The organism is Myxococcus sp. AB056, from assembly GCF_006547365.1.
Lineage (GTDB): Bacteria > Myxococcota > Myxococcia > Myxococcales > Myxococcaceae > Myxococcus > Myxococcus virescens.
Genome location: NZ_VHLB01000019.1, coordinates 24,082 through 35,985 on the forward strand (window position 1 = coordinate 24,082; position 11,904 = coordinate 35,985).

Genomic DNA, 11,904 nt, shown 5'->3' on the forward strand with positions numbered 1-11,904 from the left:
GAGGCGGCCTGGGATGGCCGCGCTCCTGGCGCGCGTCTTAAAGCGTGTCCGGCGCCCCACGCAACCCACGCACAGCACAACGACTACGACGGAGATTGGTTGCGGCTCAGCATTCCGGAAGGCCCACGCTCAGGTTGGCCACCTCCAGCACGTTGGCGGCCAGCCCCCCTCGCGCCGTCTCCTTGTACTTGTCCTTCATGTCGCGGCCGGTGTCGCGCATTGTCCGGATGACCTTGTCCAGGCTGACGAAGTGGCGCCCGTCGCCGTGGAGGGCCATGCGCGTGGCGTTGATGGCCTTCACGGAGGCCATGGCGTTGCGCTCGATACACGGCACCTGCACCAGTCCGCCAATGGGGTCGCAGGTGAGGCCCAGGTTGTGCTCCATGGCGATCTCCGCCGCGTTCTCCACCTGGAGCGGCGTGCCCCCCATGACCTCCGTGAGCGCCCCTGCGGCCATGGAGCAGGCGCTGCCGACTTCACCCTGGCAGCCCACCTCCGCGCCGCTGATGGAGGCGTTCTCCTTGTAGAGCACGCCAATGGCGCCGGCGGTGAGCAGGAAGCGCACCACACCGTCCTCGTTCGCGCCGGGCACGAAGCGCCAGTAGTAGTGCAGGACGGCGGGGATGATGCCCGCGGCGCCGTTGGTGGGCGCGGTGACGACGCGGCCTCCCGCCGCGTTCTCCTCGTTGACGGCCAGGGCGTAGAGGTTCACCCAGTCCAGCACGGTGAGCGGGTTGGTGAGGCCGGCCTCCGGACGGCTGATGAGCTTCTGGTACATGCCCGCGGCGCGGCGCTCCACCTTGAGGCCGCCAGGGAGGATGCCGCCGCTGGTGCAGCCACGGCGCACGCAGGCCTGCATCACATCCCAGACGCGCAGCAGCCCGGCGCGAATCTCCGCCTCGTCGCGCCAGGTCTTCTCGTTGGCGAGCATGAGCGAGCTGAAGCTCATGCGCTCGCGCTCGCAGTGGGCCAGCAGCTCGGCGGCGGACTGGAAGGGGAAGGGCAGCGGCGTGGTGTCCTTGCTCAGCGGGTCCTTGCCCGCCGCGGCGGCGGACTCGTCGACGATGAAGCCGCCACCCACGGAGTAGTAGGCGGTCGACGCCAGCTCCGTGCCGTCCGCGCCGGAAGCGGTGAAGCGCATGCCGTTGGGATGGAAGGGCAGCGAGCGGCGGCGGTGCATGACCAGGTGCTCGCCGTCTCGGAACGTCACCTCGCGCTGACCGAGCAGCGCCACGCGGCCTTCCGCGCGCCAGCGGGAAATGATGGCGGGCACGGCCTCCACGTCCACGGCCTCCGGTGTCTCGCCCATCAGGCCCAGCACCACGGCCTTGTCGCTGCCGTGGCCCTTGCCCGTCGCGCCCAGCGAGCCGAACAGCTCCACCTTGAGCCGGGTGAGCCGCTCCAGCACGCCTGTGTCCGCCAGCTTCCGGGCGAACATGCGCGCCGCTCGCATGGGCCCGACGGTGTGCGAGCTGGAGGGTCCGATTCCAATCTTGAAGAGGTCGAAGACGCTGACGGCCATGGCGAGCGCAACATGCCACGTTTCCAGTTCCGTCCCAGTGTCCCTCCGCCGAAGCGCATGTCACCGCGTGGACGGATGAACGTCATTGGAAGTCCAACGAGCGCCGGCGGGTCGCACTCCAGGCGAGAGGCCTCAGTGCCGTGCGCGTGGGATGCACTCGACGCGGTGCGTTGTCTGTCCGATGTCTGGCCCGCTGCGTCGAAGTGGCGGGCTCAAGCGACGGCGCGCTGCGGGAGCCGAAGGCGAGCGTGGCGCAGTTGAAGGCGTCGCTGCCGCGTCCGTGAGCTGCTGACGCCAAAGACACGAAGGGCCGGGAAGACGTCCGTGGGACGCCGGCTCCCGGCCCTCGTGCTGACGGACGGCTACTGGTCGTCGCAGGGCGTGCCCAGGCGGGCACCTTCGTACACACCGAGCTCGTTGTAGATGAGCGGCAGGTTCTCATCCACGGGCACCTGGCGCAGCTCCAGGCGGCGCTTGGTGTTTTCAATCCACATGGCGGGCTTCGCCTTGTCGAGCAGCAGGCGGAGGTCCCCTCGCTTGGTGGAGAAGATTTCGCCTTCGGAGTCGGAGATGACGTTGGTCATCTTCTGGGCCTTCAGGTTGCCGCGCGGCCCGATGAAGACGCGGTAGTTCTTCTTCTCCGCCTCGTGGAACCCACGGTCCACGAAGTAGTAGGCGCCCTTGGTGTCGCGCAGCAGCGCGTAGGGCACGAACTTCTGTGGGTTGGGATGGAAGGTGGCCTTGCGCAGCAGCTCCGCGGCCGGCTCACCGTCCAGCATGGTGAGGGGAATCTTCTTCTCACCGCAGGTCAGGGAGCAGGTGCGCTCCTTGCGGTCAATCTCCACGCTCGACATCACCCGCCAGTCGATGCCGCGGAAGTTGGGGTTCGCGCCCTTGTTGAAGAAGCGCGGGTCCAGGAAGGACGTGGCCGACGTGTAGGGGCCGGGGCGGGGCACCTGGACGAGCTGCTTCTCATCGCCGTAGTAGAGGACGGCGTTGGTGTCCTCGTCGTCAGGCGTGAGTGCCACGAAGTGGCCCTTGCCGTCGGTGCACACCGACGTGGCCTCCAACATCATCTTCTCGCCGAGGTTGGACTCCTTGCCCCAGGGGGGCTGGATGGGCTCGGCCGCCATGGCGGCGGTACACGCGAAAGACATCGCCGCGAAGGCGAAACGCTGGAATCGCATCGTGAAGGCTCCGACTACAGGTTCTGCTTGAAGTACTTGGTGGCGAACTTGTCCTGATTGGAGGCGTCGCGAGAGGTCGTCCAGATGACGCGGTCCGCCTCAATCTTGGGCTCCAACGCGGAGCCGAAGCGGCAGCTGACCTGCTTCACCTTCTCCTGGATGGTCTGCTTCGCGATGGCGGACGCCGTACACAGGTCCTTGAGGCTGGTCAGCGGGGTGCCACAGAAGCTGGAGATGCTCAGCTCCTTGAGCTGGTCCTCATTGATGCTGCTCCAGTCGATGCGGGCGGCCACGGACGTGCCACACGCGTTGTTCATCTCCTGGAGGGTGGCGGCAAATTCCTTGTTGTGGCCGGACTCCTCGCCCTTGCGGTCGAAGGCCATCAGCTTCGCCAGGGTGCCGTCCTTCATCTGCTTCTGGTGCTGCGCGTAGACCTCCTCCGGCTTCAGCGCGGCGGTCTTCTTCTCGTCATAGGCCAGGCGGATGGAGCGCTGGCGGCCGGGCACGTAGAGCTCGTACTTCGTGTCGCGTACGTGCAGGGCCGTGTACTTCCGGCCGTGCCACTGGGTGCTGTAGTTGAACTGCTCGGTGCTGCGGGTGCTCCAGTCGTTCTGCTCGTAGGGGAACACCAGGCCGTCGAACTCCGAGCCCGTGCCCTTCACGCGCAGGATGAACTTCTTTTCGGAACGGGGCGTGAGCGGCACCACGGCCACCTCTTCGCCCTCCGTACCGGAGTACACCTTGCCAGCTTCCACCGGCGCGGCGGCCAGGGCTTGCGACGCCCCCAGCGCGACTGCCGTGACAATCACTGCGACCATGTTTCTCAAGCGAATCACCTCGTGTTGCATGAGGGCCCCCCAACCCGGATGGCCCGCTGTTTCAGAGCTCGATGTCGTGCTTCTGGCAGAACTTCTTGACCTTGGCACGCTCCGCTGACGCGACCTTGGGCCACTCGCTGACCGCACCGCCCAGGTCCTTCTGCTGGCAGTAGGCGCGGGTGAGCAGCGAATACGCCGCGATGGAGCGCTTCGTGCGCTGGCTGCTGCGTGCCAGCGCGATGGCGCGGCTGGCGTCACCCGAGGCCAACGCGCTTTCTCCTTCCTTCAACAGCTTGCGGACCTGCTCGGGAAGTTCTTCCTTGGGCTCGGGACGCGTCACCGGGCGAGAGGTCGGCTTGTCGGGCGGGGTGACAGTGGCCACCACCATCTGCTGCGGGTTCTCTGTGTCCGGCGGAGTCTGCGTGCCGTTGGCCTGCTCAGTGCCGTTGGCCTGCTGCGTGCCATTGGCCTGTTCAGTGCCGTTGGCCTGCTGCGTGCCGTTTGCCTGCGGGCCGTTGGCCTGCTGCGCACCGTTGGCCTGTCGCGCACCGTTGGCCTGTCGCGCGTCCTGGGGCGCGCGGGCGTCCGCCACGGGCGTCGTGGGCGAGCCCGTGCCGGAGGTGCCCCCCTTCATCCACCAGATGAGTCCCACGCTGGAGGCCAGCAGGACCGCCGCGGTGGCGCCGATGAATGCACCGCGCCCCTTTGCGGCGGGGGGCGGCGAGACCGGCGTGGACGGGGCGGCCAACTGCGCCGCGGCGGCATCGGCCTCGGCGGCGCCCGGGATGGGAACGGGAACGCTCACGGCCGTGTGGTGCTGAGCAGGGCGTTCCGGCACGGGGATGGCCGGAACCTGCTTCGAGATGAGCGTGGGCTCCAGGCCCGGCGGGTCGATGAGCGATGCGGCGGACAACTGCGCCACGCCCATCTGCCCCGTGGCGGATGGACTGAAGCCTTGCGCCTGCACCACGCCCATCTGCCCCGTGGCGGATGGACTGAAGCCCTGTTGTCCGGTGCCGGGCGCCATCGTGGAATCGAAGCCTTCGCGGCCCGTGTCCGGTGCCACCTTCAGGCTTCCGGGCGGGACGGTGGCGGAGAGTGAGTCCGGGCCCGTGGATGGCAGCGCGATTCCGGACGCCGGGGCCTGGGGACGCGGGGCGGGCTGGTTGCCCGCCGTGGTGGACAGCGAGTGCAGCGGCGTGCCCGTCAGGTCCTCGATGAAGGAGGAGACGTCCGGGTAGCGCTCGTCCACGCCCTTGGCGAGCGCGCGCATCACCGCGGAGATGGCCTCCGGCGTGGCCTCGGGACAGAGCGGGGCCAGGGGCTCGGGCGGCTCATAGACGACGCGGAAGATCATCTGGGCGAGGCTGCCTGAGCCGAACACGGGTTTGCCGGCCATCATCTCGTAGACGATGCACCCCAGCGCGAAGACGTCCGTGCGCGCGTCGATGTCCCGGTTCTTCCCCTGGGCCTGCTCCGGAGACATGTACTGAGGCGTCCCGATGATGGTCGCCTCCTGCGTCTGCACCGTCGTGGAGCTGAGGACCTTGGAGATGCCGAAGTCGAGCAACTTCACGCGCTCGCCCACCACGCCACCGGAGTCGGTGGGCACCAGGAACACGTTGGCCGGCTTGAGGTCGCGGTGGATGACGCCCGCGCCGTGCGCCGCCTGGAGCGCCGAGCCCATCTGCCGGGTGAAGGAGACCACGTCCTCCATGGGCAGGCGCCCGCGCGCCAGGCGCTCCTGGAGGCTCTCACCGCGCAGGTACTCCAGCACCAGGAACGGGTTGCCGTTCTCCAGGGTGTCGTAGTCGAGCACCTCGACGATGTTGGGGTGGCCCAGCCGCGAGGCAATCTCCGCCTCCCGGCGGAAGCGCGCGAAGATTTCGGGCGTCAGGTGGTCGCCGCCACGCAGCACCTTGACCGCCACCTGCTTGCCGGGAAGCCGCAGGTGCTGGGCCAGGTACACCGAGCCCATTCCTCCCCGTCCCAGTAGGGAGACAATCCTGTACGTATTCCGCAGGACCTCATCAATGCGGAGGTCACCGTCAGCGGGTAGGGTCATGGGGCTGGGACTCTCAGGCAGGGCATTCCGGGGAAACTTCGCCCATTCCATCCTCCCACCCCCCCATGAGGCAACCCTCCTGATGTCGCAGTGCACCCAGCCGGGTCGTAGCACGCGACGAGACTGTGCGTCTCACCGGCAGCCTGCTAAGGAGGCGGGCGCATGCCGAAGGCCAAGACTCCCAAACCCCCGGACTCACTCGAAGTCCGAGTGCGCCGCATCCACAGGCGGGACCTGAACCGGACCTGGGAGTTCCTCAAGCTCGTCTTCCGGGACGTGAACCGGGAGACGGTGGAGTACCAGCGGCCTCGCTCCAAGCGGCGATTCCTGGAGGTCTACACCTCGGAGTGGATCGAACAGCTCCTCTATGAGGTGGACGGTAGCATCGTCGGTTACTCGGAGTGCGCCTTCGAGGCCACCGGGGACGACAACTGGGTGAACCCCCGCTGGTTCGAGAAGCGGGGCATGCGGCCGCTCTTCGTGGAGGAGCTGGCGGTGCACCCGGACTACCAGGGGCGGGGCGTGGGCAGCTTCATGTTGGATCAGCTCCAGCACCTGGCCCGGACGCGGGGCTGCACGCACCTGGTCCTGGAGGTGGCGGAGAACAACGAGTCCGCCCTGACGTGGTACCGGACGCGGAGCTTCTACAAGCTGGATGCCGCCATCTTCATGGCGCAGAAGGTGCCTGGCGAACCGGACCTGCTGCCGCCGCGCCGGTTGAAGCGCCGGCAGAAGCCCACCGCGGAGACGGGGACGCCCTCGACGGGCCCCATGCCGGAAACCGCGCCCACCCGGGCCGCGGCACGCAAGGGGCGCGCGCCCGCGGCGAGGAAGAAGAGCAGCTGAGGCTGCTCAGGCTTCGAACGGTGCCGCCGCCCGGGACTCCGAGCGGCGGCACGCGACACAGGACTTCGGTGTCGTTCAAGCTGGCTGAGGCAGGCGCGAGGCGTCCGGCGCCGGTTCGGTGGCGACCGCCGTCGCCGCGGTGAGCGCGGGCTGTGGCGCGGGCGCGATGATGGACTCGCCCACCGTCTCGCCGTGCTGGCTCAGGTCCAGGCCTTCTTCCTCCTGTTCGCGGGTGACGCGCAGCGGGACGATGCGGTCCACCAACTTGTAGAGCAGGAACGCGCCGGTGAAGGAGAACACCGACACCAGCACCAGCGCCAGCATGTGCATCATGAAGGTGCGCGTCTCGCCGTGGATGAGGCCTACGTCCTTGGCCAGCACGCCCGTCAGCACCATGCCCACCACGCCGCCCAGTCCGTGGCAGGGGAAGACGTCCAGCGTGTCGTCAACGGAGGTGCGGTTCTTGAAGTGCACCGCCGCGTTGCTCACGAAGCTGGCGACCAGACCCACGAAGATGCTCTGCCCCACGGTGATGAAGCCGGCCGCGGGCGTCACCGCCACCAGGCCCACCACCGCGCCGATGCACGCGCCCATGGCGCTGGGCTTGCGGCCGCGCAGCCAGTCGAAGGCAATCCATCCCAGCATCGCCGCCGCGGACGCCGTGTTGGTGGTGGCGAAGGCCAGCGTGGCCAGCGACGAGGCCGACATCGCCGAGCCCGCGTTGAAGCCGAACCAGCCGAACCACAGCATGCCCGTGCCCAGCATCACGAAGGGGATGTTGGCGGGGGCGTGCGTCGTGTTCTCCACGTGCACCTTGCGGCGGCCCAGCACCAGCGCGCCAGCCAGCGCCGCGAAGCCCGCGGACATGTGCACCACCGTGCCGCCCGCGAAGTCGAGCACGCCCCACTGACGGAGGAAGCCCTCCGGGTGCCACGTCCAGTGCGCCAGCGGCGCATAGATGACGAGCGTGAAGAGCACCATGAAGAGCACATACGCCTTGAAGCGCACGCGCTCCGCGAACGCGCCGGTGATGAGCGCCGGGGTGATGATGGCGAACTTGAGCTGGAACAGCGCGAACAGCATCAAGGGGATGGTGGGCGCCAGGTCCGGGTGCGTCTCACCACCCACGCCGCTGAACATGAAGAAGGTTCGCGGGTCGCCGATGAGCCCATGGAAGCTGTCGCCGAAGCACAGGCTGAAGCCCACCACCACCCAGATCAGGCTGATGACCGCCATGGCGATGAAGCTCTGCAGCAGCGTGGACACCACGTTCTTCAGCCGCACCATGCCGCCGTAGAAGAAGGACAGGCCCGGCGTCATCAGCAGCACCAGCGCGGTGGCTGTGAGGATCCACGCCGTGTCCGCGGTGTCGATGGGCCCTCCTTGCTTCACCTGCGCCGCCGGTTCGACCAGCACCCCCGCCACACCCACACCCACGAGAAGGGCCATCGCCAACCACTTCTTCATTGCGCCTCCACTCGGAAGACTGACGCAATGCAGGATGTGGCGAGTTCGCGCTAGATTCAATCCGGACTGAGATTATTCTGCGCCCAAGTAGGTTAAAATGGTCCGGATTTAGTCTAAGTCTATGCGTCCTGGCGGGCGGGGGCTCACTTCACCTGGATGCGCCCGTCCTTGATTTCCAGGTCTTCACCGCCCTTGAGGACCACGGTTCCCGCGTCCGTCTTCACGGAGCAGGGCCCGGAGCCCTGGATGGTGACGGAGGCCGTCTGGCTCTTGCCGAACGTCACCGACGTCTTCACGCCGCTACACACCACGGACCACGAGTGGTCGCGCGAATCGCGGTTGTAGTAGCGCACCGTCACCGCGGCCCACGCGGCGGACGACGCGAGCAGGGATGCAACCAGTGTCACCGCGGCGAGCTTCGTCTTCATGCCTTCTTCCCTGAGTCAGGAGCGTTGGTGCCGCGCACACTGGAGCACGGAGTTGGTGCTTGTCCATGCCTCGCACGTGACGGCAGGCCAAGTCATACGACGCATCCCTGACAGTCGCGCGGACAGGCAGATGCTTTGCCTACGTACAAAGTCGCGCTCGCGTAGCGTTGACCCGGGGGGAACGATGACCGTACGGGCCTCGTTCACTCGCGATGACGCCCTGCCCAGGGTGGCTTGGACGCACGCATGAGGCAGCGACCGAACGTGGGGTCGGCACGGGGAGAGCCTCACGCCGAACAGGGGGCACACCCGGAGCAGGCTCGCGAAGGGGGGACTCGTGTGTGGGGCCGGTGAATCGCCGCAGCGGGTCCCAGACGTCGCGCTCGGTGGGGATGAGCTCCACGTTGGACATCCCGTGCTCTGGGACGAGGCTGGCGAGGCGCTCGGAGACCACCCTGACGCTGCGGGGTCGAAGAAGTCGTCGCCGTTCCAGCGCTTCGGCTCCAGGGTGAAGCCGTTGATGCCGTCCGTCCCCACTTCGCTTGAGACAAAGCAGAACAGTCAGTCTCAACGGAGTCGGTGCGGATGTACCAGCACCGACTCCGCCGAGCGCTGGCGTCAGTGAATGGAGTCGGGGAGGGTCAACGCTCCGCTGACCGTGGTCGCGCTGCCTCTCGGAACATGGTCATACGCGGTCATTGGCTGTCCGGAGCGCGCATAGCCTTCCGAGCGAATCGCGTCGATGTGGAGAAAGAAGGTGCCGGGTGGAAGCAGGTCCGGAGGGATGACGACGGAGGTCGCGTCCCCGGCGAGGTAGATGCGTTCGCCACCCACGCGAGAGGGGGCTCCGAATGACACGACATAGCCGTCGGGCGCGCCGTCCGCAGGCGCCTGCCAGGAGATGACCTGAGGTCCGCTGGTGAGCGTTCTCGGGAGGTATCCGTCGGCCCCATCCACCATCAAGGCACGGGGCGGTTGTACAAGGGGACGAATGGGCTGGCCCGAGAGGTTCGCAACACGGTCCACCCATGCAATTGAGCCGGTGGTGAAAAACTGATTCGCACCGGGGGTGCGGGGAATGCGAAGGCTCAGGTAGGCACGAACCAGCACATCCCGGTTGGAGGGATAGGGGTTGCCATAGACGAGGGTGGTCTGGACATCCTCCGCCATGGAGGGGGGGCGCAACATCGCCGCGAGGATGGGGCCATTCGTGGGAACCCTCACATCCGCTTCCCCGGGGATGGTGGTGACGATGGAGAGCACGAGAGGACGCGCCTGGGCGCCTGGATGCGTTTGCTCGGCGAGGGCCTTGAAGTCGGAGACCTTCCAGTCCACGGAGAGTGAATGCGTGCTGGGCACAGCTTGGAGGCTTCCTTGGATGGGCATCAGGTGGGTGCCGTCGAAGTCGAGCGGGGCCAGCTGAGCGGAACGCACGATGGCGCTGTATCCGAGTGGAGTGCCATCGGGCAGCGCCTCGGCCTGTCGCGGGGCGTACTGGTGCACCCAAATCCTATCCCCGCGTTCTCGTTCGAAGACTGGAACAGTGTCCGCGTTGTCAACACTCCTGCCCGAGTTGTTCCATGAGGTCTGGCCCTCGGTGAGTCCGTCAGACACCGCCAGAATCGCGGAGAGGGGAACTTCTTCGGACATGATTTCCAGCGAGGAGCCCGGCGCCTCGGGTGGCGTTGGGAAGGGGCTGTACTGCCAGGGTTCCAAGTGAGTCAGCGCGATGTCCGCATAGGCGAATGACCTGTCTTGCAGCCGAACATCGGGGCGTCCCATGAGGTTGATGCTCAGGTCCACGTCACGCGCGCGGGTGACGACGTAGTCCGTGCCCACCTTTACGTAATACGTTCCGTCCGGCACGTTCGAGAAGATGAACTCTCCAGGGCCGCCGATTCTCCCCGGAACTTCGTTCAGCGAGGTTCCGTCCGCGACGAAGAGGGAGATGGGCGTCCTCTCGAAGTCCTCGGGGCGCATCTCGACTCCGCCGGGCGAGTGGTAGCGTCGCATGCGTTGGATGCGCACCTGGAGGGCCGGGTCCTCGTCCGGTCCCGCATCCGGAGAAGGGCCCGCATCCGGAGAAGGGCCCGCGTCCGGAGAAGGGCCCGCGTCGGGTAATGGGCCCGCATCAGGTAATGGGCCCGCGTCGGGAGTCGGAGAAGACGGTTCTGGGTCCGAGCATCCCAACGCGGTCAGGCAAAGCAATAGAGGTAATGCGAGTGAACGGCTCATCGACATGATTCGTCCAATGAGTGCCCAGAGGCCCGGCCGCCAGCGGGAGGTGTGCGTTGTCTTGCGGCCCCTCGCTTGGAGCGAGCAGCCCGCCGACAGGCGCGGTTGTACATGGCGGTCCTGGAAATATTCCAATCAAAGAGACGAATGATGGGTGTGCAGCTTTATGCACACCCTCCCATCCGCTTCCGGTGCCCGGCCAGTTGACGACTCAGGCCGACCTGGGCGGAGCTCAGCCACCGGCAACGGCCATTCCGTCCTTCATCTCCTCCGACGCCTTCAACACGAGCACGTCTCCAGTCTCAATCGCGCCGAACACCTCGACCTTCTCGCCGGCACGCATGCCGCGCGAGACAGGCACACGCTTCGCCGCGCCATCCTGCACCCGCAGGACGTAGGTGCCCATTCCGCTCTCCACCAGCGCCGTCCGGGGAATCACGACGGTGGGCCCCTGCGAGGAGAGCGCAATGCTCGCGTCGGCGACCATCAAGGGCAGGAGCGCCCCGTCCGGGTTGTCGACGTCTGCCTCGATTCGCTCCGCGCGGAGTTCCGCGTCGAGCGCCCGCGCCCTCCGGGTGATGCGCGCGGAGAACTCGCGCCCCGGGAGCGAGCGTACGGTGAACTTCACGGTCTCATCCAGGTGGACATAGGGGCTGTACGCCTCTGGAATCGACACGTGGAGCCGAAGCTTCTGGACGGCCCGCACCACCAGCATCGGCTTGTGCGAGCCCCGGCCCGAGGGCCCCACGTAGGTCCCGAGCTCCACGTTTCGTTCCGTCACGACGCCATCGAAGGGTGCCCGCATCACCAGGTAGCTCCGCATGGCCAGGAGCTCGTCGTAGTGCGCCTTGGCGGCGACCACCTGCGCTGCATCCGCCTGCTCCTTCGCCCGCGCCTGGTCGACCGCGTCGTGGGCCACGGCCCCCTCGGTCGCGCTGGTCCGCACGGTGCGCTCGTAGCTGGCCTTCGACGCGACATGGAGCGCCTCCATCGCGGCCCACCGCGCCCTGGCGGATGCGAGCTGCGCTTCAATCTCCGGCGCTTCGAGCGTCACCAGCAGGTCGCCCTTCTTGACGACGTCGCCGATATCCACTCGGAGGTGCTTCACGTAGCTGTTGACCTTCGCGTACACGTCCACCGTCTGGTCCGCGACCAGCTCGGCCGGCAGTCGCAGGTTCGACGCCAGCCGGGATGCCTCGACCCGGAAGGTCTCCGTGGCCGCGCGCGCGGTGGGAACGGTGGCCTCCATGGAGGGCTCCGCGGTCCGGCAGCCGCTCACACTCGCCAACCCGCCGAGGGTCAGCAGGATGCACCAGCGGTTCGCTCGTGTACGCAT

9 protein-coding genes are annotated in these 11,904 nt (G+C 67.3%); 1 reads left to right on the forward strand and 8 read right to left on the reverse strand.

The genetic code is table 11. The features are described from left to right. Positions 1–106 precede the first annotated feature (106 nt). From FMP39_RS11285 to FMP39_RS11300, 4 genes are all read right to left on the reverse strand, one after another. Positions 107–1,522 (reverse strand): L-serine ammonia-lyase, encoded by a 1,416-nt coding sequence (locus tag FMP39_RS11285; RefSeq protein WP_141589925.1) that lies wholly within the window; start codon positions 1,520–1,522, stop codon positions 107–109. A 362-nt stretch (positions 1,523–1,884) separates the two neighbouring features. Continuing rightward, positions 1,885–2,709, reverse strand: coding sequence for a hypothetical protein (locus FMP39_RS11290; protein ID WP_141589926.1), 825 nt, complete (start codon positions 2,707–2,709; stop codon positions 1,885–1,887). Positions 2,710–2,723: 14 nt separating this feature from the next. After that, positions 2,724–3,527: a hypothetical protein gene (locus FMP39_RS11295; RefSeq protein WP_228557881.1), complete on the reverse strand. Its 804-nt coding sequence runs from the start codon at positions 3,525–3,527 to the stop codon at positions 2,724–2,726. Positions 3,528–3,588: 61 nt separating this feature from the next. Further along, on the reverse strand, positions 3,589–5,592 hold the full coding sequence (locus tag FMP39_RS11300; RefSeq protein WP_141589928.1) for a serine/threonine-protein kinase: 2,004 nt from the start codon (positions 5,590–5,592) through the stop codon (positions 3,589–3,591). 162 nt (positions 5,593–5,754) lie between these two features. Between FMP39_RS11300 and FMP39_RS11305 the strand changes: the two genes are divergently transcribed. After that, complete coding sequence (locus FMP39_RS11305; protein WP_090493417.1) at positions 5,755–6,438, forward strand: GNAT family N-acetyltransferase; 684 nt, start codon at positions 5,755–5,757, stop codon at positions 6,436–6,438. Between the two features lie 75 nt (positions 6,439–6,513). Here the strand turns inward: FMP39_RS11305 and FMP39_RS11310 are convergent, their stop codons facing one another. The 4 genes from FMP39_RS11310 to FMP39_RS11325 all read right to left on the reverse strand — a co-directional run bounded on the left by FMP39_RS11310 (position 6,514) and on the right by FMP39_RS11325 (position 11,904). Further along, positions 6,514–7,905, reverse strand: coding sequence for an ammonium transporter (locus FMP39_RS11310; RefSeq protein WP_141589929.1), 1,392 nt, complete (start codon positions 7,903–7,905; stop codon positions 6,514–6,516). Positions 7,906–8,048: 143 nt separating this feature from the next. Beyond that, positions 8,049–8,333: a hypothetical protein gene (locus FMP39_RS11315; RefSeq protein ID WP_140795161.1), complete on the reverse strand. Its 285-nt coding sequence runs from the start codon at positions 8,331–8,333 to the stop codon at positions 8,049–8,051. A gap of 618 nt (positions 8,334–8,951) precedes the next feature. After that, entirely contained in the window at positions 8,952–10,346 is a 1,395-nt protein-coding gene (locus FMP39_RS11320; RefSeq protein ID WP_228557882.1) for a hypothetical protein, read from the reverse strand. A 454-nt stretch (positions 10,347–10,800) separates the two neighbouring features. Then, entirely contained in the window at positions 10,801–11,904 is a 1,104-nt protein-coding gene (locus tag FMP39_RS11325; protein WP_141589930.1) for an efflux RND transporter periplasmic adaptor subunit, read from the reverse strand.

Excerpts from the sequence above, each read along its gene's own strand:
- FMP39_RS11285 (WP_141589925.1), bottom strand. The coding sequence starts at position 1,522 with ATGGCCGTCAGCGTCTTCGACCTCTTCAAGATTGGAATCGGACCCTCC.
- FMP39_RS11290 (WP_141589926.1), bottom strand. The coding sequence starts at position 2,709 with ATGCGATTCCAGCGTTTCGCCTTCGCGGCGATGTCTTTCGCGTGTACC.
- FMP39_RS11295 (WP_228557881.1), bottom strand. The coding sequence starts at position 3,527 with ATGGTCGCAGTGATTGTCACGGCAGTCGCGCTGGGGGCGTCGCAAGCC.
- FMP39_RS11300 (WP_141589928.1), bottom strand. The coding sequence starts at position 5,592 with ATGACCCTACCCGCTGACGGTGACCTCCGCATTGATGAGGTCCTGCGG.
- FMP39_RS11305 (WP_090493417.1), top strand. The coding sequence starts at position 5,755 with ATGCCGAAGGCCAAGACTCCCAAACCCCCGGACTCACTCGAAGTCCGA.
- FMP39_RS11310 (WP_141589929.1), bottom strand. The coding sequence starts at position 7,905 with ATGAAGAAGTGGTTGGCGATGGCCCTTCTCGTGGGTGTGGGTGTGGCG.
- FMP39_RS11315 (WP_140795161.1), bottom strand. The coding sequence starts at position 8,333 with ATGAAGACGAAGCTCGCCGCGGTGACACTGGTTGCATCCCTGCTCGCG.
- FMP39_RS11320 (WP_228557882.1), bottom strand. The coding sequence starts at position 10,346 with ATGCGACGCTACCACTCGCCCGGCGGAGTCGAGATGCGCCCCGAGGAC.
- FMP39_RS11325 (WP_141589930.1), bottom strand. The coding sequence starts at position 11,904 with ATGCGTACACGAGCGAACCGCTGGTGCATCCTGCTGACCCTCGGCGGG.